Below are 24,310 nucleotides of genomic sequence, written 5' to 3' on the forward strand. Positions count from 1 at the left end.
ACCCGTGACGGTAGCCGTTTTGCTGTCTGGATAACGCTCTTACCGCTAAAATACCCGACTCCGCCGTCAGACAGGCCTGGTTAACAATATTGCGCTTACCAGGTATTAAATACAGAGTCGCTTATCTGCTGCTGGGTTGAAGGTCTGACAACTATTGCTGACCCGGTGCCTGTTAATACCATGGTCTCCGCCTGGAACCCAGGCACCTGTGACCTTAAAAGGCGCTCGTCTGACAGGAGCGCCGTGGAAAAGAGCGTCGTTATGTGTTTCTACGCGCCAGCAGTGGGAAAATTAATCCCAACCCGACCAGGACAAAAGGCGTCACGATGTTCAACGTCAGCTGGAATGTCCACTCCGGTGTGAACGCCTCCATTTTGGGGAAAATACCGGTAAGGCAGGCAAACGCGGTGAAGGCAAAACACCATATTCCCACAGTTAACGCCAACGCCCGGTTGCGAATAAACACATATTCGGGTTTGTACTTTTGCGCCAGTCGAATGACAGCAATAAAGGCGACAAATACCCACAGATAGCGCAGCGGCATAACAACTGAGTTGAGATTAAGCAGCCATTTGTACAGGTTGTTCATATCGCCGATGCCAAGCGTTGGCAACATAATCAAGATAGCGACCAACACCAATGTCAGCAAATAACCGTTAACTGGCGTACCTGAAGCGTTAGTACGACATAAGCGCTGCGGGATATATTTACTGTCTGCATCACCCAGCAATACTTTTAGTGGCGCATCAATAGAAAACACCAGCGCGGCGATTTGCCCCAGAGTATTGGCAATGGCATAAATCACCATTAATGAATTACCCATATGGTAATACTCACCCAATTTCTGGAATGCATAATATTGCCCATTGGTCATTAAATCGTCAGGTATATGCCGGGAATCAAACATCATTCCCATCGCCAACGAACCGAGGATAGCGCAGACCGCAACCATGACGGCTAAAAAGAGCATCCCCTTCGGAAATTCTTTTCCTGGATTCCGCGTCTGGTTAACGTAAGGCGAGATCTTCTCTGCCCCACCAACCGCAAAAACCAACATAGAGATGGTGGTGATATAGGTAAAATCGATATGAGGAATAAATGACTGCCAGGTGATGTTAGTGGTCGCAATTTCAACGTTTGTAATTGCTGGCGCGGTCACTGCCATCACAACATATAAAATTGACATGATAAACATGGCAATCCCGGCCACAGACCCAACAACCTTTAGCGATTTCATCCCCCTGGAAGCAACCCACATAAAGAAAACAAACAATGCCAGCGTCAGCCCCTGCAAGGCAACGACGGTATATTCTTTTATCAACGAGCCGTCGCCTTTTAAAGCCCATCCCAATGCAATGAGTATCGCCTGCGGCTTTTGCGCCAGGTAGGGAATATGCACGACCCAATAAGTCCATGCCGCAAGGTAAGCCAACCCCGGCCCCATCGTATGCTTAATCCAGGTACTGACGCCCCCTTTTCCCTCTTTGAAGGTTGAGCCCAGTTGCCCCACGATTAAGGCATAAGGAATAAAATAGAGCGCAAAAATAAACACCCAGGAGAAGACAACCACTAACCCCTGGTTAGCATAATTATTGACAACATTGCCGAATCCCCAAACGGTAATAAACGACATCAGGGCGATGTTGTACCATCGCAACTGTTTTTCCTGCACATTCGGCATAACGTGATCCTTCGTGAACACAATGCTATTACTATAAATGAAGCGGGGAATTATGCGCGGTAAAGACGAAGAGAGAAAATAGAGGAGCGCAAAATTATAACCTTCGGCACATTTTATTTTTCAGTAAAGCAAGAAAATTATGCAGGTCAATTATTTTACGTAAAACATAAACAAAGAGTATGCAAGACTCACGTCCTGCATACGATTCAGAGAACAGTTAGATGTGGGCGACAGGATTAGGCGTCTGGCCGGCGTTACGTAACAGCATCAGCAGATAAATAAACGATACGCTGGCGATCATAATAAACAGCAGATTATCTGAATAATTCTGCATTAACATCGCAGCAAAAGACGGCCCCAACAGGCTCCCTACTGTATAACTTAACAACAGCGCCTGGTTCATTGCCACAAGCTGGTGATGTTCGACTTTTTCACAGGCCCAGGCCATTGCGACGGGATAAAGCGTAAAACCCGCCGCCCCCAGAATAAACAGAGCTGGCGCCATCGCCGCCTGGGTTAACATGGCAATACTACCGAGTATGACAACGAATACCTGTACGCGTAATACCAGCAAGCGACCAAATTTGTCCGCCAGACGTCCCATTGGCCATTGCCCCAAAATACCGGCGCTCACCAGTACCGCCATCCAGAAACCGATGCTGGCGTTAGCCATCCCCTGATGCTTCAGATATAACGGCATCAGACCATATAATGAACCAAGAACAATGCCGGAAATAATACAACCATTCACGCCAAGACGCGCCTGGCGTAGCTTCAGCATGGCGCTAATAGAAGAGGAATGACGTGCCTGTGTTTGCTGATTTACAATCCGGGTAAAGAGTAGCGGCAGAATTCCCGCCAGAATCATTCCGGTCACCCAGGGAAGGACGTGCAGCAATTCACCAGACACTTTACTGACCAATAATTGTCCAAGGAAGGTCCCCATGTAATAGACCATCATATAGGCAGCCAGCAGGCGCCCGCGATTATGCGAGGTTCCGCTGCACATCAACGCGCTTTCGACAACCACCCAAATCATAGCGCAGCCGATACCGGCAATAAAACGCCAGCTCATCCAGCTCCAGAACCCCACCATCACCCCCAACCCGACACAACCCGCGGCGAAGATCAGCGAGGCAAGATAATAGCTACGGTTAAACCCAATGCGTTTAATTAAATACCCGGTAAATAACGTCCCGACCAGATTGCCGGTAAAATAAGACGAGCTGACCATCCCCACCTGCCAGGTCGGAAGGTTTGCCTGAGCAAGCCACAGCGGCACAAGCGTATTCAGTACCGCAATGGCCAGGGTCAACAAAAGTAGCCCGCACAGCAAAAGCATGACGGGACGGGTATAGGTGGACATGAATAAAAACCGTGAGGAAGTTCAAATTTCATGCGCATCATGCCATCGCCAAAAACATTGTCAATCGGCTCCGCATGGGCGATCCGCAAGTTTTGAGACTATCGATTTGATTTACTTATTCTGTACGTGAATATATTAAAAGGCTAAAAATTCATCCCCTTGTTTTTATTGATCTAACCCGCAAAATCGGCGTTTTGTTCAGTCGAAAAATTTCATGGTTCCTTTAGCTTCGTTTTCTTCTCTATGGATTTATATGCACCTTCTCCGCCCCGGTTATATCCCTTAAATTGATGGCGGCTAAAGGCGTATTCGGCCTGCACGTTCTGCAGGCCGAATACGCGTCAACGCGTTAGCTGGCTACCGCCATGCCCACGGTCATATGCAGCCCATAGAATACGCCGCGGCCAATCAATTCCCCCGCCAGCATCAGAATGAAGGCGACAGAGAGCAACGGTACCGCAGGTTGATACCCTTTTAACTGTGGCACAATCCAGCAGCACAACGCCGCCGCAAGCAGCACCATACGCCAGGCCATCAGCGAACCATAATCCGGTACCAGAGCAGACGCCTGCTGAATGGAACTGTGAATCGTCGCCAGTTCCGCGCCCTGCATGGCCACCATAATGGCAATAACCACCAGCGCCAGCACCGACACCGCAGGTAACAAACGCATCGCCCAACCGTTCACGCCCGCGATGCGCAGCAGCAGATAACCCAGTAGCGGCCCCCCCATAAAGAGCGTCAGGAAGAAGCCCAGCGGCGTCCAGACGCTATACCAGGTCGGTACTGTATCGATGCTGTTATAGACGCGTACCATCATCCAGACGAAGACGACGCCCAGTACCATCGTGATAATCAGCCAGAGTGTGCGCAGTGCCGGCGGCAGCTTTTTCAGTACCGCCAGCAGCCAGCCAATCCCGCCGACCGCAAAAAACACCGAGCCGCTGGCAATTTCATTGCTCAGTGCGGAAGCACCTACGCGGTTAAGCGAGTTAAACGCGCGCATCGGCGAGCCCAGATGCAGCATCGAGGCGATAAAGCCAATCCCCATCAGCACCCACAGACCAAACATACAGGCGATCACCCGCTGCTGCGTTTCCGCGCGCAGGTCGCCCTTCATCAGCGCCAGAGCCAGAACAATAAAACCACCGGCCACGCACTGACCAAAGACCGTGAAGATCATCAACGGCCATTCATGCCATCCACTTCCCATCTTATACCTCCTTCGGATTGGCCAGATAACCGGTGATGTCCCCGGTCGGGCGGCTGTTGGCGTTGGGTTTAATCACAATATTCGGCTTCGTGAAATGCGCGCGCGGCAACGGCGCGACGGCAGCCAGCTCACCGTGTTTTTTGCGCAGTTCGTCTATCGGGCCGAAATCCAGCGCCCGCAGCGGACAGGATTCGACGCAGATCGGTTTCTTGCCTTCCGCCACCCGGTCATAACAGCCGTCGCACTTGGTCATATGACCTTTGGCCGCGTTGTATTGCGGCGCGCCGTACGGGCAGGCCATGTGGCAGTAGCGGCAACCGATACAGACCTCTTCGTTCACCACCACAAAACCGTCATCGCGCTTGTGCATCGCGCCGCTCGGGCAGACTTTGGTACAGGCCGGGTCTTCGCAGTGGTTGCATGAAATAGAGAGATAATAGGCAAAGACGTTCTGGTGCCAGACGCCGTTATCTTCCTGCCAGTCACCGCCTGCATACTCATAAATGCGGCGGAAGCTGACATCCGGGGTCAAATCTTTGTAGTCCTTGCAGGCCAGTTCGCAGGTTTTGCAACCGGTGCAACGGCTGGAATCAATAAAAAATCCATACTGGGTTGTCATCGGTTACTCCTTACGCCTTTTCAACCTGAACGAGGTTCGTATGTGACGGGTTCCCCTTCGCCAGCGGAGAAGGACGTTGGGTCGTCAGTACGTTAATACATCCGCCCTGATCCACGCGTTTTGCATCCGGGTCGTACCATGCGCCTTCTCCCAGGGCGACCACGCCCGGCATCATGCGCGGCGTCACTTTAGCCTCGATATGTACTTCGCCGCGATCGTTGAAGATGCGGACTTTATCGCCATTGTTGATACCGCGTTTCTGCGCATCCATTGGGTTAATCCACATTTCCTGGCGACAGGCGGCTTTCAGTACGTCTACGTTGCCATAAGTGGAATGCACACGCGCTTTATAGTGGAAACCCGTCAACTGCAGCGGGAATTTATCCGTTAGCGGATCGTTATAGTTTTCAAAACCTGGCGTATAGATCGGTAATGGATCGATCACGTCACCTTCCGGCAACTCCCAGGTGGCGGCGATATCCGCCAACGCCTGTGAATAGATTTCAATCTTGCCCGATGGCGTTGTAAGTGGATTCGCTTGCGGATCTTCGCGGAAGTCTTTATAGGCGACATGGTGGCCTTCGGGGTCACGCTGTTTGAAGATGCCTTGCTTACGGAACTCCTCAAAGGTGGGCAGATTCGGAATGGATTTACGCGACTGTTCGTACAGATGACGCATCCACTCTTCTTGCGTCCGTCCTTCGGTAAACTGTTGTTCCACGCCAAGACGTTTCGCCAGTTCGCTGGTCATCTCATAAATCGTCTTACACTCGAAGCGCGGTTTAATCGCCTGGTCAGTGAAGATAACGTAAGACATGTTCCCGCAGGAGGCATCCAGCGCAAAGTCCATCTGCTCAGAAGCAGTGCAATCAGGCAACAGAATATCGGCGTATTTTGCCGACGATGTCATATGACAGTCGATAACGACGATCATTTCGCATTTCTTGTCATCCTGCAGGATTTCGTGGGTGCGGTTAATCTCAGAGTGCTGGTTAATCAAACAGTTGCCAGCATAGTTCCAGATCATTTTGATCGGCACGTCCAGCTTATCTTTCCCCCGCACGCCATCACGCAGCGCCGTCATTTCCGGGCCGCGTTCAATGGCATCGGTCCACATAAACATGGAGATGCTGGTTTCAACCGGGTTTTCTAACGTGGGCATACGTTCAAATGGCAGGGCATAAGACCCTTCGCGCGCGCCGCTGTTACCGCCGTTAATCCCAACATTACCCGTCAGGATCGCCAGCATTGAGATGGCGCGCGTGGCGATTTCTCCATTAGCATGACGCTGTGGCCCCCACCCCTGGCAAATATAGGCGGGTTTAGCACTGCCGATTTCTCGCGCCAGCTTAATAATGCGATCCGCCGGGATACCGGTAATTTGCGCCGCCCACTCCGGCGTCTTCGCGATACCGTCTTTACCCTGGCCCAGAATATAGGCTTTGTAGTGACCGTTTTTCGGCGCGCTGGCAGGCAAGGTTTTTTCGTCATAACCGACGCAATATTTGTCCAGGAACGGCTGATCGACCATGTTCTCGGTGATTAAGACATATGCCAGACCATTGACCAGCGCCGCATCGGTACCTGGACGAATCGGAATCCACTCATCTTCGCGACCGGCGCCGGTGTCGGTGTAACGAGGATCGATAATGATCATCCGCGCGTTTGATTTCTGCCGCGCCTGTTCAAGATAATACGTTACACCGCCCCCGCTCATGCGGGTTTCGCCAGGGTTATTACCAAACAACACCACCAGCTTACTGTTTTCAATGTCGGATGGACTATTGCCATCCGCCCAGCCGCCATAGGTGTAATTCAGACCCGCTGCGATTTGCGCGGAAGAGTAATCACCGTAGTGATTAAGATAACCGCCGCAGCAGTTCATCAGACGGGCGACCAGCGTTTTTCCTGGCGGCCATGAACGTGTCAAAGTGCCGCCCAGCGTACCCGTGCCATAGTTCAGATAAATGGACTCGTTGCCATACTCTTTGATAAGACGCTGCATATTGGTAGCAATGATATCGTAGGCTTCGTCCCAGCTAATACGCTCAAATTTACCTTCGCCGCGCGCGCCGACGCGCTTCATCGGATACTTGAGCCGATCCGGGTTATAGACGCGACGACGCATAGAACGACCGCGCAGGCAGGCGCGAACCTGGTGCAGGCCATCGTAACCATCGTTTCCGGTATTATCCGTTTCTACATATTTGATTTCGCCATCCACAACATGCATACGTAGCGGACAACGGCTGCCACAGTTTACCGTACAGGCGCTCCAGACGACTTTCTCGCCGGTTTTCGCCGGGCTTATCGCCTCTGCGGCGTTAGCGATGCGGGTAAATGGCAGGGTAAATGCGCTACTGGCCATCGCCAGGCCGCCTATCGCGGTGGTTTTGACTAAACCACGACGGCTCACCTCGGCTGCCAGCACGGCATCAGGGATCTTAGTTTTCATAAGGGCTCACTCTGCTGCTCACAATAAAAAAAACAATAAAACGATGTATAGAATTTTATATAGCGATAACGTCGCTATAAAGTCTGATATATATCGAAAAAATAGAAAAATAGCGTTAAAAACTGACCTTCATTCGAAATCAGTATTACCCCTAATAGGGTAGGGATTATTGTCCGGTATCAAACTGGCATAAAAAAAGCGCCCGAAGGCGCTTTTTAGAAGAAGAGAAAGCGAGGATTAGCCGATATATTCCAGTTCGTTCATGTACGGACGTAATACTTCCGGCACTTCAATGCGACCATCAGCCTGCTGATAGTTTTCCATCACGGCCACCAGGGTACGACCTACCGCCAGACCAGAACCATTCAGGGTATGGACCAGACGGGTCTTTTTGTCGGACTTGCTGCGACAGCGTGCCTGCATACGACGCGCCTGGAAGTCCCAGACGTTAGAGCAGGAAGAGATCTCGCGGTAGGTATTCTGCGCCGGAACCCAGACTTCGAGGTCATAGGTTTTGCAGGCGCCGAAGCCCATATCACCAGTGCACAGAATAATTTTACGGTACGGCAGTCCCAGTAGCTGGAGCACTTTTTCCGCGTGACCGGTCATCTCTTCCAACGCAGCCATAGAATCTTCCGGGCGAACGATCTGCACCATTTCCACTTTGTCAAACTGATGCATACGAATCAGGCCACGGGTATCACGACCATAAGAACCTGCTTCAGAACGGAAACAAGGCGTATGCGCCGTCATTTTAATTGGCAGCTGATCTTCGTCGATGATTTCATCGCGTACCAGATTGGTCAGCGGAACCTCCGCCGTCGGGATCAAAGCATAGTTGCTGCTGTCTGCTTCTTCTTCCAGCGGACGGGTATGGAACAAATCGCCTGCGAATTTCGGCAGTTGACCGGTGCCATACAGCGTGTCGTGGTTAACCAGATACGGCACGTAGTTTTCGCTATAGCCGTGCTGTTCCGTATGCAGATCCAACATGAACTGCGACAATGCGCGATGCATACGCGCAATCTGTCCTTTCATCACTACAAAACGGGAGCCGGTCAGCTTAACCGCGGCGGCAAAGTCGAGGCCGGAGTGCATTTCCCCTAAGGTGACGTGATCGCGGATTTCAAAATCAAACTCACGCGGGGTACCCCAGCGGCTGACTTCAACGTTGTCGTTTTCATCTTTACCTACCGGCACTTCATCCGCAGGCAGGTTTGGGATGGTCAGCGCGATATTGCGGATCTCCGCCAGCAAGGTATCCAGCTCGGCTTTCGCCGCATCCAGCTCTTCGCCCAGTTTATTCACTTCCAGGCGTAAAGGCTCGATATCTTCCCCGCGCGCTTTCGCCTGGCCGATGGATTTCGATCGAGAATTACGCTCCGCCTGCAGGTTTTCCGTGTTGACCTGCAAAACTTTACGACGCTCTTCAAGAGCGCGCAGCTTATCTACATCCAGCTTAAAGCCCCGGCGTGCCAGTTTTTCAGCGACTGCGTCTGGCTCATTACGCAGCAGATTGGGATCGAGCATGCTTATCCTGTGCTTATCGAATAATAAAAGGAAACGCGATCAATTGATGATCGCCTCTGATTGTATTGATGAACGTAAACCACGTTTACGTAATAGCGACGTTTTCGCCTTACCTGACCGACGACAGCAACAACGCATCCATTGCGCTATACCTGCGGACCTCATAAGCAACGTGCTATCAGGCATAACGAGATTCATCATCAACGCCATGATACCTGGAGCATCATATTTAGAGATAACCTTACCGCAACGTTTACACTAGCGGTAGCGTTTTGTGGGGCTATTTTGATCCTGTTCAGCCAGCCAGGCGAGCTTTTCGCCAATCTTGCCTTCCAGACCACGATTTGTCGGATGATAATAGCGCGTTTGCGCGATTTCCGGCGGGAAGTACACTTCACCCGCAGCATAGGCATTGGGCTCATCGTGGGCATAGCGGTACTCCTGGCCATAACCCATCTCTTTCATCAGTTTGGTTGGCGCATTACGCAGATGGACAGGAACGTCATAATCAGGACGTTCGCGCGCGTCGGCCAGCGCAGCCTTAAAGGCGGTATAGACGGCGTTGCTCTTCGGCGCGCAGGCGAGATAAACGATAGCCTGCGCGATCGCCCTTTCGCCTTCAGCCGGACCAACGCGGGTGAAACAATCCCACGCGGCAATAGCGACCTGCATCGCGCGCGGATCGGCATTACCCACATCTTCCGAGGCAATCGCCAGGCAGCGACGCGCCACGTACAGCGGATCGCCTCCCGCGGTAATGATACGGGCATACCAATAGAGGGCGGCATCCGGCGCGCTGCCGCGCACTGATTTATGTAAGGCGGAAATAAGATCGTAGAAGCGATCGCCTTTGTTATCAAAACGCGCGCTGCGCTCGCCGGCGATCTCGGTCAACAAGGAGGGCAATAAAACGCGTTTGCCGCTATCATCCGCCTCCGCCATATCGGCCATCATTTCCAGCGTATTTAAGGCGCGCCGCGCGTCGCCATTGACCAGCTCAGCAATCGCTCGCCGTGTCTCATCCGGTAACACGATATCCTGATCGCCGTAACCACGCGTTTTGTCCTGCATCGCCTGGTCCAGTACTTGCTCAATATCGTCAGTGGTCAACGATTTCAGCAAATAGACCCGCGCTCGCGACAAGAGCGCCGAGTTCAGCTCAAAAGAGGGATTTTCCGTGGTCGCGCCGATAAAGGTGATAGTGCCATCTTCGATATGCGGTAAAAAGGCGTCCTGCTGGCTTTTGTTAAAGCGATGCACTTCATCGACAAACAGGATGGTACGGCGACCGGCATTACGATTCTGGCGGGCGCGCTCGATAGCTTCGCGAATCTCTTTTACCCCAGAAGTGACGGCGGAAATACGCTCGACATCGGCGCTGGCGTAGCGGGCGATCACTTCAGCGAGCGTGGTTTTCCCCGTCCCTGGCGGCCCCCATAAAATCATGGAGTGCAGATGCCCGGCCTCAATAGCGCGAGGCAACGGCTTACCTGCGGCCAGCAAATGCTGCTGGCCGATATACTGCGCTAAATTTTCCGGCCGCATTCGCGCGGCCAGCGGTTGAAACGTATTATCAGAAAAATCGAGCGACAGATTGCTCACTCATCGCCTCTACTTACGTTGGTCGTCTATCGTTACCCCTTGCGGCGGAGTAAACGTAAATTTTGACGGATCAACAGCGCCGTTTTGCTGGGATTTTAGCTGATAGGCGCTACGCTGATCGTCTTGTTCTACGGCGCTAAACTGGTGGATAGTCCCGTCGCGTCCCACATTGATGGTGAACTGTTTCAGATTGCCGTTGCTGGCTTTCGGCGTCAGCACAAAATTATCGCCATCCTGCTTAATATTATACTGCTGCCAGTCGCTGGCCTGGTTGCGGGCAATCAGCATAAACGGTGTATTTCCGGTGGCATCTTTCAACCACGTGGCGGTAGCCTGTTCTACAAACGGGTTATAGAACCATAACGTTTTGCCGTCAGAAACCAGAATACTCTCGTCAGGTTGCGTCATATGCCAGTTGAATAAATTTGGCCGCTTAACCCATAAATCACCCTGTCCCTCCTGCACCGCGGCACCGCTGCCATCGGTGACTTTTTGAGTAAAGGTGGCATGAAAGCTGCTCACTTTATCCAGACGGCTTTTCAGAGAGCTGGCGGCGTCAGCCCATACGCTGCTGGCTACAACGCTTGAAAGTAATGCACAGGCGATTGCCATTTTTTTCATCATTATTCCTCAGGTTTCGACACTCCCGACCAGGAGCTCCTTTTGCTTTCTATTCCAGGCCAAAAATCAGCATGAGGAAAGAAGAAAATACTGAATTTTGTTGCCGGATGGCAGCCTGCACAGCGCCATCCGGCTTACAGGTTTACTCAAAAGGCGGCGGAGCCAGCACTTCACGATTACCGTTATGCCCCTGAGCGCTGACAATACCCTGCGCTTCCATCTGTTCGATAATACGCGCCGCACGGTTATAGCCGATGCGGAACTGACGCTGAACGCCGGAAATGGACGCTTTACGCTTCTGGGTGACGAAATTAACGGCCTGATCGAATAGCGCATCTAATTCTTCGCCGCCGTCAAAACCGCCACCACCACCTTCGCTTTCGCTGTCGGAGGTAATGCCATCCACATATTGCGGACGACCGCGCGCTTTCCAGTCCTGCACCACCGCATGGACTTCCTGGTCACGCACAAACGCCCCATGGACACGTACCGGCATGGTGGAGTTTGGTCCGGAGTAGAGCATGTCCCCCATTCCCAATAACGACTCAGCGCCACCCTGATCAAGAATGGTGCGGGAGTCGATCTTGCTGGATACGGTAAAAGCAATACGGGTTGGAATGTTGGCTTTAATTAAACCAGTAATCACATCGACCGACGGACGCTGCGTCGCCAGTACCAGGTGAATCCCCGCGGCGCGCGCTTTCTGCGCCAGACGCGCGATCAGCTCTTCAACTTTTTTACCGACGGTCATCATCAGGTCGGCAAATTCATCAACCAGTACCACGATATACGGCAGTTTTTCCAGAACCGGATGCTGAACATCCATACTGTCGCCCGGCTTCCAGTACGGGTCCGGAATCGGATGCCCCATGCGGGCCGCTTCGGCGATTTTCTCGTTATACCCAGCCAGATTACGCACGCCGAGCGCGGACATCAGCTTATAGCGACGCTCCATCTCATTGACGCTCCAGCGTAACGCGTTAGCCGCGTCTTTCATGTCGGTAACAACTTCTGTCAGCAGATGCGGTATACCCTCATAGACCGAGAGTTCTAACATTTTCGGGTCGATCATGATAAAGCGAACGTCTTCCGGCTGCGCTTTATACAGCATACTGAGGATCATGGCGTTAACTCCGACCGACTTACCGGAACCGGTCGTACCGGCCACCAGCAGGTGAGGCATTTTCGCCAGATCCGCCACTACCGGATCGCCCGCGATATCCTTACCTAACACCACGGTAAGCGGCGACGGATTCTCGCGGAATTTGGCGTTATCCAACACTTCGCGCAGATAAACGGTTTGCCGTTTCTTGTTCGGCAATTCCAACCCTACGTAAGGTTTGCCTGGAATGACCTCCACAACGCGTACGGCTACCGTTGACAATGAGCGCGCCAGATCCCGGGAAAGGTTGGAGATACGCGCCGCTTTAACGCCCGGGGCCAGATTCAGTTCAAAGCGAGTAATGACCGGGCCTGGCGAATAGTTCACCACATCAGCTTTAATGCGGAAATCCGCCAGACGCGCTTCAACCAGACGCGCCATTTGCTCCAGCGCAAAGGTATCTACCGGTTCAACTTCGCTCGGCGGCGGCGTCAGAAGATCTAACGAAGGCAGCGGCGTCGTCGGACGCTGTAATGGACGACTGTCGCCGTTACGCATCAACAGCGGGTGAATCAGGCTGTCTTGCGGCGCTGTCGGCTGTTGCGGCTGCTGATACTGCGGTTGCGGCGCTACCGGCTGTTGCGGCTGCTGATACTGCGGCTGCGGCGCTGTCGGTTGCTGCGGCTGCTGATACTGTGGCTGCGGCGCTACCGGCTGCTGCGGCTGCTGATACTGTGGCTGCGGCGCTACCGGCTGTTGCGGCTGCTGATACTGCGGTTGCGGTGCTATCGGCTGCTGCGGCTGCTGGTACTGTGGCTGCGGCGCTACCGGCTGTTGCGGCTGCTGATACTGCGGCTGCGGCGCTACCGGCTGTTGCGGCTGTTGATACTGCGGCTGCGGTGCTACCGGCTGCTGAACAGGCGTTGATTCGGGCATGACACTCGGCGTGAACAGCGGTTCGTGCGGACCTTCATCAACCAATACTTTCATTGGCGAGAAATCCAGATCGTCCAGTGAGAACGGCTGCGCGCCAGCGGGTTGCTCGCCGGAATATCGCTGCTGTTGCGAAGCGGCAAACTGGCGGGCTAATTCAGCTTCCGCAGCGGTATCGTCATCTTCTGCCTGTTGAGTATCATGCTGATACGTCTCACCATAACGATGCTGCTGCGACTGCGCAAACTGACGGGCTAACTCGTCCTGATGCATTGCATCTATTTCTTCATCGGTTAGCTGCGCGCCCGTCTCGTACTGATTGCGCTCCGCCTCGCGGGCTTTTTCTTCTGCAATCCTCTGTGACGGCAGCTTAATACCGTACGACGCCAGTTCCCGTCGGGTCGGCACGCGAACGCGGTTCGGACGCGGCAGTTGCGGACCAATCCCCTCTTTCACCTGCGGACGCGGCGCGCCGCCGGTAGCCAGACCAAATGCAGGCGCAGCGGCCGCGGCGCCTGCTGCCAGAGCGCCACTCTTAATACCTGCGTCAAGCGACGCGGCGGCGGCTACCGCTTCCACTGGCGGTATGGATGGCGCGACAGATACCGTAGGTTTGACCGGCACGTTCTCTTTTACCGGCTCCGGAATCGGTTGATACCATGCCGCCAGTTGTTCGCGCTCACGGGCGCGTTTCTCTTCCACCTCTTCAAAATAGTAAAGCGGAGGACGGGCGGGTCTGGTCTCTTCTATGACAGGTTCAGGCTCGGTGGCAACCGGCTGTTCGATAACCGGCGGCGGCATGTGGGAAGGTTCAGCCGCTATCGGCTCCGGCTGATAAACCGGCGTCGGCTGATGGGTCGGCTCCGGCTGCCAGTGTTGTTCGGCATCCGGCGCCTGCCATTGCGGCTGTGTTTCCTGCGGCGCAAGAGAGTCATACTCTGCTGCGGTCGCTGGCGTCGCGGCGTATTGCGGCGCGGAAGCGACAGGCACAGGTTGCTGCCACGGCGCACTTTGCGCCTCCTGCGGTTGAGCATATTGCGGATGCGGCTGATACCCCTCCGGCGCAGGCGCGATAACCGGCTCGCCGGTTTGCGGCCCCGGTACGGGCTGCCACTCCACGGTCGGTTGCGCGACAACCGGCTCAGCCCCCGGCATGGGCGGCGTTTGCATTATGGGATCGGCGGACGCTGCCCACGTCTGGGTGACGGCAGTTGCGGCCGCAGCGGCGGCAACCGGTTCGGTGACAGAATGGCCGTTTAACAGCGGATCATATTCATCATATTCCGGCTGCGTCGCACGGTTGCCCGAAAACAGAACGTCGTCGGGATCGGCAGCGACGCCGCGCGCGCTATACTGAATGTCCTCGTCATCATCCATCCGTTTGCCGGAAAAGAGCGCGGCATCGGTCTGACGGCCCCGTGGATTGCTGAATTTTTCAGCCAGTCGCTTACGACGCGCCAACGCGCCGCGCAAAATACGCGCCCGGCGAGATTCACGCTGCACGCCGTCGGTTTCTTCATCGTATTCGTCATCATACTCTTCGTCGTCAACCCACGTATCATCACGCCGGGTACGGTTGCTGGCGAAGGTCAGTATATTAAGCAACCAGCCGCCTAATTTTTCGGCGATACTAACCCAGGACCAACCGGTAAAGAGCGTCAGCCCGGCAGCCCAAATACAGAGAAGCATTATCGTTCCGCCGCTACTATGCAACAACGGCTGCAGCGTGGTGCTTAACAGGCTGCCAATTACGCCGCCGGAGGCGAAATACCAGATATCGTCGGCATTAATGGCCGCCAGACCGCAGGAAGTGAGAATCAGCGCCAGCACGCCGATAAGGCGTAGCGACACAGCAAAATAGTCGATGTAATCATCCGTAGACTGATGACGCCACGCAAACCAACACCCGCCGACAATAATGACAGGGATGGTGTAGGCCATTACGCCAAAAATAAAGAACAGTGTATCGGCCAGCCACGCGCCCGGCGCGCCGCCTAAATTATGGATGGGTTCATGCCAGGCGGTTTGCGACCAACTGGGGTCCGAAGGGTTAAAGCTCAACAAGGCCGCCATCAGCCAGACGGCAAAAAGGGCAATAAGTATCAACAACGCTTCCAGAAGTCGGCGCCCGCTGCTTAACTTCGTCAATGTGACGTCTTTGTCTTCAGTATATTCCTGGCTCAAAAAAGGCTCTCCAGGTTCCAGGCTTTTCCCGCCCGATGCTAAAACGGACAACAGCACCGGGTTACCCCGGCACTGTTGCTGTATGGATTAACAGGAGTGTAATCAAACTACGGCGATTTTGCACCTGTTCCGTGTTAGCGTGTCTTAATAACCAGACGATTACTCTGTTTTACCTCTTCCATCACTACGTAAGTTCGGGTGTCGTTCACACCTGGCAAGCGCAGCAACGTCTCTCCCAATAGTTTTCGATACGCTGACATATCCGGTACACGGGTTTTCAACAGGTAGTCGAAATCGCCGGAAACCAAATGACACTCCTGAATCTCTTCAAGCTTTTGCACGGCGGCATTAAACTGTTCAAACACATCCGGCGCGCCGCGATTTAAGGTAATCTCAACGAATACCAGAAGTGACGCATCCAGATAATGCGGGTTCAACAGCGCCGTATAGCCCTGGATAAACCCCTGTCGCTCCAGCCGACGCACACGCTCAAGGCAAGGTGTCGGCGAAAGCCCTACTCGTTTAGAAAGCTCGACGTTGGAAATACGCCCATCCTTTTGCAGTTCATTAAGAATGTTACGATCGATACGGTCGAGATCTTTGCCAGGGCGCTTCTTGCTATCTACCATTATTATTGTCTCTCTGTATTCCTTCCCTACTCCTGCCTGACTCTACTCACATCACTGTTCAGAGTCGCTGCCCATCACAATAGACCGAAACCCAGAGGGATTAACGGCGCGCAATGCCTGGTCTATGGTGAGAAGACCGTTGCCTCGCGGCAGCTATCGACATCACGAATGGCGTCTGTCCACGCCATGCGTAGATTTCACTAGCCCGGTAAACATGGTATTTACATGCATGATTATGCAGCACATACATAACACAGTTTTTTTCTTCCTCGAATGTTTTCGCAAAACAGCAGGTGATTGTCAAAGCAAAACATCGATTTTTAGTACAACATGCCAGTTATTCATTAGAGAGGGCGGTAAACTGTCATTTCGTCACCTTATAAGTTACCGATTTCAAGTAAAATTTGTGATGATAACGTCGCTGTCCCGGTCGTTCATCGGTTCATGCTATTACACATATTGTTAACAAAATCGTTATGCTCTTTTTTTACGTCTGTAAATTCCCTACAATTCTGCTCATTGTCTGCCAACAACTATGGGGATCTCATGGGCACGACCAAACACAGTAAGCTGCTTATTCTGGGCTCAGGACCGGCGGGATATACCGCGGCGGTGTATGCCGCGCGCGCAAATTTACAGCCAGTACTTATTACCGGTATGGAAAAAGGCGGTCAACTGACTACCACGACGGAAGTGGAAAACTGGCCCGGCGATCCAAACGATTTGACCGGCCCGCTGCTGATGGAACGCATGCATGAACATGCGGCAAAATTTGAAACTGAGATAATCTTTGATCACATCAACAAAGTGGATCTGCAAAATCGTCCGTTCCGTCTGACAGGTGACAGCGCAGAGTACACTTGTGATGCGTTGATCATTGCGACCGGCGCTTCCGCGCGCTATCTGGGGCTGCCATCGGAAGAAGCCTTTAAAGGGCGCGGCGTTTCCGCCTGCGCAACCTGCGACGGTTTCTTCTACCGCAACCAGAAAGTGGCGGTGATCGGCGGCGGCAACACCGCAGTTGAAGAAGCGCTTTATCTGTCCAACATCGCTTCGGAAGTACACCTTATCCATCGCCGTGACGGTTTCCGCGCTGAAAAAATCCTCATTAAGCGCCTGATGGATAAAGTCGAAAATGGCAATATCATCCTGCACACCAACCGGACGCTGGAAGAAGTGACCGGCGATCAGATGGGCGTCACTGGTCTGCGTCTTCGCGACACGCAGCAGAGCGATAATATCGAGACGCTGGACATCGCCGGACTTTTCGTAGCCATCGGTCATAGCCCAAACACGGCGCTCTTCGAAGGCCAGCTTGAGCTGGAAAATGGTTATATCAAAGTTCAGTCCGGCACCCATGGCAACGCCACACAAACCAGCATCCCTGGCGTATTCGCGGCGGGTGACGTTATGGATCATATTTACCGTCAGGCGATCACCTCTGCAGGTACGGGCTGTATGGCGGCGCTGGATGCTGAACGCTATCTCGATGGTCTGGCCGACGCGAGCAAATAGTTTTTACAAATCAGTAACAAAAGTAAAAAAGGCGACTATAAGTCGCCTTTATTTTTGCGTCGTTGTAACATTGCCCTTGCCTGAAATTCTAATAACTCACCTGCTAAGCGTGCAATGAATAAAACCCGTCAAAAAGAGCTGACCCGCTGGTTAAAACAGCAAAGCGTAATCTCCCAACGGTGGTTGAATATTTCCCGCCTGTTGGGATTCATGAGTGGCGTATTAATTGTCGCTCAGGCCTGGATCATGGCGCGTATCCTGCAACATATGATCATGGAGAACATTCCACGGGAAGCGCTGTTGCTCCCTTTTATCCTGCTGATACTGGTCTTTGTCCTTCGCGCCTGGGTGGTGTGGTTGCGCGAGCGCGTCGGTTTTCATGCCGGACAACATATTCGCTTTGAGATCCGCCGTCAGGTGTTGGATCGTCTGCAGCAAGCCGGCCCTGCCTGGATTCAGGGCAAGCCCGCCGGTAGCTGGGCGACGCTGGTGTTGGAACAGATTGACGATATGCATGACTATTATGCGCGCTATCTGCCGCAAATGGCGCTTGCCGTTTGCGTACCGCTCTTAATCGTGGCGGCGATTTTCCCGTCAAATTGGGCGGCGGCGCTGATTCTGCTGGGCACTGCCCCGCTCATTCCCCTATTTATGGCGATGGTGGGAATGGGCGCGGCCGACGCCAACCGCCGCAATTTCCTGGCGCTTGCCCGGCTAAGCGGCCATTTTCTTGACCGTCTGCGCGGGATGGAAACGCTGCGAATTTTCGGTCGTGGAGAAGCGGAAACCGAGAACATTCGCGCAGCATCGCAGGATTTTCGTCAACGCACGATGGAAGTACTGCGCCTCGCCTTTTTATCTTCCGGCGTGCTGGAGTTTTTCACCTCGCTTTCTATTGCGCTGGTCGCCGTTTATTTTGGCTTCTCTTACCTGGGCGAGCTGAACTTTGGTCATTACGGTACTGGTGTGACGCTCGCCGCCGGGTTCCTCGCTTTGATCCTCGCGCCGGAGTTTTTCCAGCCGTTACGCGACCTCGGCACGTTTTATCATGCTAAGGCGCAGGCGGTTGGCGCGGCGGATAGTCTGAAGACATTTCTGGAAACACCCCTCGCCCACCCGGCGCGCGGCGAAGTTGAGCTGGCGGAAAACGAACCTGTAACCATTGACGCAGTCAATCTTATTATCACCTCGCCAGAAGGCAAAACGCTTGCCGGGCCGCTGAATTTCTCATTAGCGGCAGGAGAACGCGCCGTCCTGGTAGGACGCAGCGGTTCCGGTAAAAGCTCTCTGTTGAATGTATTATCCGGTTTTCTCTCCTATCAGGGATCTTTGCGTATTAACGGTGTCGAGCTTCGCGATCTCTCGCCGGAATCCTGGCGCCAGCATCTCTCCTGGGTCGGACAAAACCCGCAATTACCTGCGGCGACGCTACGCGAAAATGTATTACTGGCGCGCCCGGACGCCAGCGAGCAGGAACTTTATGCCGCGCTTGACGCCGCATGGGTAAGCGAGTTTTTACCGCTGCTGCCGCAGGGAGTAGACACCCCGCTCGGCAATCATGCCAGCAGACTTTCCGTCGGCCAGGCACAGCGTGTAGCGGTCGCCCGTGCGCTACTTAATCCCTGTCAACTGCTACTGCTGGATGAACCGGCGGCAAGCCTGGACGCTCACAGCGAGCAACGCGTCATGCAGGCGTTAAAAGCGGCGTCAAAACGCCAGACCACATTAATGGTGACGCATCAGTTGGAAGATCTCGCCGACTGGGACGCTATCTGGGTTATGCAAGATGGCGCGATTGTCGAACAAGGCAGTTATGCCGAACTCAGCGCCGCCAACGGCGCTTTTGCGACGTTATTGGCTCACCGTCAGGAGGATATTTAAATGCGCGCGCTACTCCCTTATCTGACGCTTTATAAACGCCACAAATGGATGCTAACGCTGGGAATTGCGCTGGCAATCCTGACCCTGCTTGCCAGTATCGGGCTGCTGACGCTTTCCGGCTGGTTCCTGTCCGCGTCCGCTATCGCAGGCTTCGCGGGAATTTACAGTTTTAACTATATGCTCCCGGCAGCCGGCGTGCGCGGCGCGGCCATTACCCGTACCGCCGGTCGTTATTTTGAACGTCTGGTAAGTCATGACGCCACGTTCCGCGTGCTGCAACATCTGCGTATTTACACCTTCAGCAAACTTCTACCGCTCTCCCCCGCGGGTCTGGCGCGATATCAGCAAGGTGAACTGCTGAACCGCATCGTTGCCGACGTCGACACGCTGGATCATCTCTATTTGCGCGTCATCTCCCCGCTAGTCGGCGCTTTTGTAGTGATTATGATTGTCACCCTGGGGCTTAGCGTTCTCGACGTGACGCTGGCGATCACGCTGGGCGGCATTATGCTGTTGACGCTGTTTATTATGCCGCCGGTGTTTTATCGCGCCGGCAAAAATACCGGCCAAAATCTGACGCATCTACGAGGTCAGTATCGCCAACAGCTCACGTCATGGTTACAGGGCCAGGCGGAACTCACCATTTTTGGCGCCAGCAAACGCTATCGGGCGCAAATGGAAGCCACCGAATTACAATGGCATGAGGCCCAACGCCGACAGTCTGAACTGACCGCCTTATCGCAGGCGTTAATGCTGCTGATTGGCGCGCTGGCGGTGATGTTAATGTTGTGGATGGCCTCCGGCGGCGTTGGCGGCAATACGCAGCCCGGCGCGCTCATCGCGCTGTTTGTCTTCTGCGCGCTGGCGGCTTTCGAGGCACTTGCGCCCGTTACCGGCGCATTCCAGCATCTGGGGCAGGTTATCGCCTCTGCGCTTCGTATCACTGAATTAACGGAGCAAAAACCGGAGGTGACCTTTCCGCAGGCAGAAACTCCCGCGCCGGAAAAGGTCACACTCACCCTGCGGGACGTTTCGTTTCGTTATCCCGACCAGCCGATTAATGCGCTCAATGCCCTCTCATTACAGGCTAATCCTGGCGAGCATGTCGCTATTCTGGGGCGTACCGGCTGCGGAAAATCAACGCTGTTGCAGCTACTCACCCGCGCCTGGGACCCGCAACAAGGCGAAATTCTGCTCAACGATCTTCCGCTATCCTCGCTGAGCGAATCCGCCTTACGCCGGACTATCAGCGTGGTGCCGCAGCGTGTCCACCTGTTCAGCGCCACGCTGCGTGATAATTTATTACTGGCGGCACCCAATGCCAGCGACGAAGCCCTTTCCGACATGCTGCGTCGCGTCGGCCTCGAAAATCTGCTCGAAGATAGTGGGCTTAATAGCTGGCTTGGCGAAGGCGGTCGTCTGCTATCCGGCGGCGAACTTCGTCGCCTGGCCATCGCCCGCGCGCTGTTGCACGATGCCCCGTTGATGCTGTTGGATGAGCCTACTGAGGGGCTGGATGCGACCACCGAGAGCGAAATGCTGGAATTACTTGCCGATGTGATGCGCGAGAAAACCGTCCTGATGGTGACTCACCGTTTGCGCGGCCTGGCCCGTTTTGATCAAATCATCGTAATGGACGACGGGCGTATCATTGAGCGAGGCACTCATGCAGAATTGTTAGCCGGACAAGGGCGCTATTATCAGTTTAAACAACGTCTGTAAGCTATTATTGAACGATCCGACTTGCGTACTGGAGTTTCGCCGTCATGCGTCTGGTTCAGCTTTCCCGACATTCTATCGCCTTCCCTTCGCCGGAAGGCGCTTTACGCGAGCCTAACGGTTTACTGGCGCTGGGCGGCGATCTCAGCCCTGCCCGGTTGTTAATGGCCTACCAGCACGGGATTTTCCCGTGGTTTTCGCCGGGCGACCCGATTCTGTGGTGGTCGCCCGATCCGCGCGCCGTGCTGTGGCCTGAAAAGTTTCACCTCAGTCGCAGCATGAAGCGCTTTCACAACGCATCCCCTTACCGCGTGACGCTCAATTACGCTTTCGATCGGGTCATTGATGGATGCGCCAATCACCGTGACGAAGGCACCTGGATAACGCGTGGTATTGAGGAAGCCTATCGCCGATTACATGAATTGGGCCACGCGCACTCCATTGAAGTGTGGCGTGATCAGGAACTGGTCGGCGGGATGTATGGCGTCTCGCAGGGGGCGCTGTTTTGCGGCGAATCGATGTTTAGCCGCCAGGAGAATGCCTCTAAAACCGCACTGCTGGTTTTTTGCGCTGAATTTACCCGTCACGGCGGTAAACTTATTGATTGTCAGGTAATTAATAGTCATACCGCCTCGCTCGGCGCCATTGAAATTCCACGTCGTGACTACCTCGATCACCTCGCGGCCTTACGCCAACAACCGCTGGCCTCCCGTTTTTGGGTGCCGCGGACATTATTTTTGCCCCGGAAGTGAATGTTTTCGGCACATTTTTTATTGGGGTGTTATAATTGCTGCCGCAGAATTGGTTTAGCATATTATCCCGCAGCCCGTTGTCAGGTAACGCCCATCGTTTATTTCACCGTTCCCTTATATGTTGCGCTTATGTCGATACATCAGGCGGTAGTATCAGGGAAAGGGTGTATAACGCGGCGTTGTCGTGTGTCGCGGAATCATGTGCTAAACCTGGTTTGCTGTGTTTTAAACGCACAAATCTTTACTTATCAAAAGAAGTTCGGCATTATCTTGCCGGTTCAAATTATGGTAGTGATACCCCAGAGGATTAGATGGCCAAAGAAGACAATATTGAAATGCAAGGTACCGTTCTCGAAACGTTACCTAATACCATGTTCCGCGTAGAGTTAGAAAACGGTCACGTGGTTACTGCACACATCTCCGGTAAAATGCGTAAGAACTACATCCGCATCCTGACGGGCGACAAAGTGACCGTTGAGCTGACCCCGTACGACCTGAGCAAAGGCCGCATTGTCTTCCGTAGTCGCTAATTGTCTCCTCACGCCCTGAAGGGCGGCTGGATAAAAGGTCGGTTTAACCGGCCTTTTTTGCGTCCATTAAGTCGATGAATGACGAGCAGGTTACTCTTCCACCATCCGCGCATACTCTTCCGTCAAAAAATCGACCAACGCGCGTACGGAAGGTAATAATCCTCGCCGGGATGGGAACACAGCATGAATAACCTCCCGCCGGGGCTCCCACTCTTCCAGCACCGCGACCAGTTCACCGGCGGCCAGCTGTTCTTTCACCATTAAGACAGGTAACTGCACAAGCCCCACGCCCGCCATCGCCGCCTCGCGTAGCGCCAACATGTCTGTAGTAATCATACGCGGGGTAAAATGGACTTCCGCACGCGCGCCCTGCGGGCCGTAAAGTTCCCAGCGGTGGATATGCTTGCCGGATGCAAGACTTAGCCCTGGCCAATGACTCAACTCCGCCGGCGCGGAAGGGATTCCCATCCGTGCGATAAGATCCGGGCTGGCAAACAGGCGATGCCCTCTGTCAGCCAGGACGCGCATCACCAAGTCGCTATCTTCAAACGGGCGCGGCCTGACGCGAATCGCCACATCCACCCCCTCCCCTACGACGTCCACCCGACGATTGGTCGCTTCAAGCTGTAGCGAAACATCAGGATAACGCGCCATAAATTTCGCCAGCATTGGGCCGATGTGTACATGCAGCAGCGTCACCGGGCAGGTCAGCTTCACGATACCGCGAGGCTCTACCTGCAATGCGGCAATGGCATCCTGCGCCGCCTGAGCTTCCACCAGCATCGCTTTACAGTGCTCATAGAATGTTTGTCCCACTTCGGTAACGTTAAACTGCCGGGTAGTTCGCTGAATCAATCGCACGCCCAGCCGTTCCTCCAGTTGCGCAATACGCCGGCTCAGTTTTGATTTTGGTTCATCAAGCGCACGCCCCGCCGCGGCAAACCCACCCTCTTCGACCACATGCACAAACCACGCAAAATCATTGAGATCCGTTTTTATCATTACATTGTCCTATTAATGGAACGGTATGAGCCATTTTAGCCACTACCGAACCTTTTGTCATGAATATAAGCTTATTCACATCAAGACAACGCCACTGAGGAGAACACCATGAAACAGATTACAGGCGTCTATACCGCACCTCGCCCGCACTGGGTTGGCGATGGATTTCCGGTTCGTTCACTCTTTGCTTATCAGTCACATGCGCAGCAGTTGAGTCCATTCCTGCTGCTGGATTATGCCGGGCCGCACACATTTACGCCGGGTAATGAAAAACGCGGCGTTGGAGAGCATCCACACCGCGGTTTCGAGACCGTGACGATTGTTTATAGTGGCGAAGTCGAGCACCGGGACTCTACCGGTCGCGGCGGCGTTATCGGCCCGGGCGACGTTCAGTGGATGACCGCAGGCGCAGGCATTTTGCATGAAGAGTTCCACTCCGACGCGTTTACCCGTCGGGGCGGCGAACTGGAAATGGTGCAGTTGTGGGTTAACCTTCCCATGAAGGACAAAATGACCACCCCGGGTTATCAAAGCATTACCCACGATGTTATCCCGACCGTTACGTTGCCGGATGACGCCGGAGTCGTGCGGGTCATCGCAGGGCGTTATGAAGAGACAAAAGGCCCAGCGCACACTTTCTCGCCGCTCAATGTCTGGGATATGCGCCTGCAACGCAATCGCCAGCTTACATTGGCACAGCCGGAAGGATGGAGCACCGCGCTGGTGGTACTGAAAGGCAATATCACGGTGAACGGCACGACGCCGGTCAACGAAGCGCAACTGGTGGTATTGAGCCAGCAAGGGAAAACGCTGCACCTTGAGGCCAGCAGCGACGCCAGCGTATTGCTGTTATCAGGCGAGCCGCTGAATGAACCGATTGTGGGTTACGGCCCATTTGTTATGAACACGAAACAAGAGATCGCAGAAGCAGTCCGCGATTTCAACTCCGGCCGTTTTGGCCAAATCTGAAAACATG

At 53.9% G+C, this 24,310-nt stretch carries 17 protein-coding genes; 6 read left to right on the plus strand and 11 right to left on the minus strand.

All coding sequences use genetic code 11. The features are described 5' to 3' along the window. Window positions 1-259: 259 nt before the first annotated feature. The 10 genes from LDB27_RS13755 to lrp all read right to left on the minus strand — a co-directional run bounded on the left by LDB27_RS13755 (window position 260) and on the right by lrp (window position 15,935). Window positions 260-1,681 (minus strand): APC family permease, encoded by a 1,422-nt coding sequence (locus tag LDB27_RS13755; protein ID WP_001134264.1) that lies wholly within the window; start codon window positions 1,679-1,681, stop codon window positions 260-262. 217 nt (window positions 1,682-1,898) lie between these two features. Further along, the gene (locus LDB27_RS13760; protein ID WP_000109271.1) at window positions 1,899-3,047 is read right to left on the minus strand and encodes an MFS transporter; all 1,149 of its coding nucleotides are present in this window, start codon (window positions 3,045-3,047) and stop codon (window positions 1,899-1,901) included. A 349-nt stretch (window positions 3,048-3,396) separates the two neighbouring features. Beyond that, window positions 3,397-4,260, minus strand: a complete 864-nt coding sequence (locus LDB27_RS13765) for a dimethyl sulfoxide reductase anchor subunit family protein (protein WP_000534681.1) — start codon at window positions 4,258-4,260, stop codon at window positions 3,397-3,399. 1 nt (window position 4,261) lies between these two features. After that, a complete protein-coding gene (dmsB, locus tag LDB27_RS13770) occupies window positions 4,262-4,879 on the minus strand; it encodes a dimethylsulfoxide reductase iron-sulfur subunit DmsB (protein WP_000213068.1) in 618 nt (205 codons plus the stop codon). Window positions 4,880-4,889: 10 nt separating this feature from the next. Next, window positions 4,890-7,334, minus strand: coding sequence for a dimethylsulfoxide reductase subunit A (gene dmsA, locus LDB27_RS13775; protein ID WP_000850256.1), 2,445 nt, complete (start codon window positions 7,332-7,334; stop codon window positions 4,890-4,892). A 237-nt stretch (window positions 7,335-7,571) separates the two neighbouring features. Continuing rightward, window positions 7,572-8,864, minus strand: a complete 1,293-nt coding sequence (serS, locus tag LDB27_RS13780; protein ID WP_000886698.1) for a serine--tRNA ligase — start codon at window positions 8,862-8,864, stop codon at window positions 7,572-7,574. 258 nt (window positions 8,865-9,122) lie between these two features. After that, window positions 9,123-10,466: a replication-associated recombination protein RarA gene (rarA, locus tag LDB27_RS13785; protein WP_000067786.1), complete on the minus strand. Its 1,344-nt coding sequence runs from the start codon at window positions 10,464-10,466 to the stop codon at window positions 9,123-9,125. A gap of 9 nt (window positions 10,467-10,475) precedes the next feature. Next, window positions 10,476-11,087, minus strand: a complete 612-nt coding sequence (gene lolA / locus LDB27_RS13790) for an outer membrane lipoprotein chaperone LolA (protein ID WP_001519746.1) — start codon at window positions 11,085-11,087, stop codon at window positions 10,476-10,478. 142 nt (window positions 11,088-11,229) lie between these two features. Beyond that, window positions 11,230-15,306, minus strand: a complete 4,077-nt coding sequence (gene ftsK / locus LDB27_RS13795; protein WP_225519852.1) for a DNA translocase FtsK — start codon at window positions 15,304-15,306, stop codon at window positions 11,230-11,232. A 134-nt stretch (window positions 15,307-15,440) separates the two neighbouring features. Next, the gene (gene lrp / locus LDB27_RS13800) at window positions 15,441-15,935 is read right to left on the minus strand and encodes a leucine-responsive transcriptional regulator Lrp (protein WP_000228469.1); all 495 of its coding nucleotides are present in this window, start codon (window positions 15,933-15,935) and stop codon (window positions 15,441-15,443) included. A gap of 546 nt (window positions 15,936-16,481) precedes the next feature. On the opposite strand from lrp, the gene trxB reads away from it, so the two are divergent. From trxB to infA, 5 genes are all read left to right on the plus strand, one after another. Continuing rightward, window positions 16,482-17,450 carry a thioredoxin-disulfide reductase gene (gene trxB / locus LDB27_RS13805; RefSeq protein ID WP_000537406.1) on the plus strand — a complete coding sequence of 323 codons (969 nt, stop codon included), beginning with the start codon at window positions 16,482-16,484 and terminating at the stop codon, window positions 17,448-17,450. A gap of 114 nt (window positions 17,451-17,564) precedes the next feature. After that, window positions 17,565-19,331 carry a heme ABC transporter permease/ATP-binding protein CydD gene (gene cydD / locus LDB27_RS13810; protein WP_001044531.1) on the plus strand — a complete coding sequence of 589 codons (1,767 nt, stop codon included), beginning with the start codon at window positions 17,565-17,567 and terminating at the stop codon, window positions 19,329-19,331. Then, the gene (gene cydC, locus LDB27_RS13815) at window positions 19,332-21,053 is read left to right on the plus strand and encodes a heme ABC transporter ATP-binding protein/permease CydC (RefSeq protein WP_001202257.1); all 1,722 of its coding nucleotides are present in this window, start codon (window positions 19,332-19,334) and stop codon (window positions 21,051-21,053) included. Between the two features lie 44 nt (window positions 21,054-21,097). Further along, window positions 21,098-21,802, plus strand: a complete 705-nt coding sequence (aat, locus tag LDB27_RS13820) for a leucyl/phenylalanyl-tRNA--protein transferase (protein WP_001241643.1) — start codon at window positions 21,098-21,100, stop codon at window positions 21,800-21,802. A 311-nt stretch (window positions 21,803-22,113) separates the two neighbouring features. Next, entirely contained in the window at window positions 22,114-22,332 is a 219-nt protein-coding gene (gene infA, locus LDB27_RS13830) for a translation initiation factor IF-1 (RefSeq protein ID WP_001040187.1), read from the plus strand. 90 nt (window positions 22,333-22,422) lie between these two features. Here infA and LDB27_RS13835 read toward each other — a convergent pair whose 3' ends face one another. Beyond that, window positions 22,423-23,334, minus strand: a complete 912-nt coding sequence (locus LDB27_RS13835; protein WP_000597928.1) for a LysR family transcriptional regulator — start codon at window positions 23,332-23,334, stop codon at window positions 22,423-22,425. Window positions 23,335-23,442: 108 nt separating this feature from the next. On the opposite strand from LDB27_RS13835, the gene LDB27_RS13840 reads away from it, so the two are divergent. Further along, window positions 23,443-24,303 carry a pirin family protein gene (locus LDB27_RS13840; RefSeq protein ID WP_000809961.1) on the plus strand — a complete coding sequence of 287 codons (861 nt, stop codon included), beginning with the start codon at window positions 23,443-23,445 and terminating at the stop codon, window positions 24,301-24,303. Window positions 24,304-24,310 lie beyond the last annotated feature (7 nt).

It is taken from the genome of Salmonella sp. JXY0409-18, assembly GCF_020268625.1.
Taxonomy (GTDB): Bacteria; Pseudomonadota; Gammaproteobacteria; order Enterobacterales; family Enterobacteriaceae; genus Salmonella; species Salmonella enterica.

Bases quoted from the DNA above. Each gene is read 5' to 3' on its own strand.
- LDB27_RS13755 (WP_001134264.1), bottom strand. From the start codon at position 1,681: ATGCCGAATGTGCAGGAAAAACAGTTGCGATGGTACAACATCGCCCTG.
- LDB27_RS13760 (WP_000109271.1), bottom strand. From the start codon at position 3,047: ATGTCCACCTATACCCGTCCCGTCATGCTTTTGCTGTGCGGGCTACTT.
- LDB27_RS13765 (WP_000534681.1), bottom strand. From the start codon at position 4,260: ATGGGAAGTGGATGGCATGAATGGCCGTTGATGATCTTCACGGTCTTT.
- dmsB (WP_000213068.1), bottom strand. From the start codon at position 4,879: ATGACAACCCAGTATGGATTTTTTATTGATTCCAGCCGTTGCACCGGT.
- dmsA (WP_000850256.1), bottom strand. From the start codon at position 7,334: ATGAAAACTAAGATCCCTGATGCCGTGCTGGCAGCCGAGGTGAGCCGT.
- serS (WP_000886698.1), bottom strand. From the start codon at position 8,864: ATGCTCGATCCCAATCTGCTGCGTAATGAGCCAGACGCAGTCGCTGAA.
- lolA (WP_001519746.1), bottom strand. From the start codon at position 11,087: ATGAAAAAAATGGCAATCGCCTGTGCATTACTTTCAAGCGTTGTAGCC.
- lrp (WP_000228469.1), bottom strand. From the start codon at position 15,935: ATGGTAGATAGCAAGAAGCGCCCTGGCAAAGATCTCGACCGTATCGAT.
- trxB (WP_000537406.1), top strand. From the start codon at position 16,482: ATGGGCACGACCAAACACAGTAAGCTGCTTATTCTGGGCTCAGGACCG.
- cydD (WP_001044531.1), top strand. From the start codon at position 17,565: ATGAATAAAACCCGTCAAAAAGAGCTGACCCGCTGGTTAAAACAGCAA.
- cydC (WP_001202257.1), top strand. From the start codon at position 19,332: ATGCGCGCGCTACTCCCTTATCTGACGCTTTATAAACGCCACAAATGG.
- aat (WP_001241643.1), top strand. From the start codon at position 21,098: ATGCGTCTGGTTCAGCTTTCCCGACATTCTATCGCCTTCCCTTCGCCG.
- infA (WP_001040187.1), top strand. From the start codon at position 22,114: ATGGCCAAAGAAGACAATATTGAAATGCAAGGTACCGTTCTCGAAACG.
- LDB27_RS13835 (WP_000597928.1), bottom strand. From the start codon at position 23,334: ATGATAAAAACGGATCTCAATGATTTTGCGTGGTTTGTGCATGTGGTC.
- LDB27_RS13840 (WP_000809961.1), top strand. From the start codon at position 23,443: ATGAAACAGATTACAGGCGTCTATACCGCACCTCGCCCGCACTGGGTT.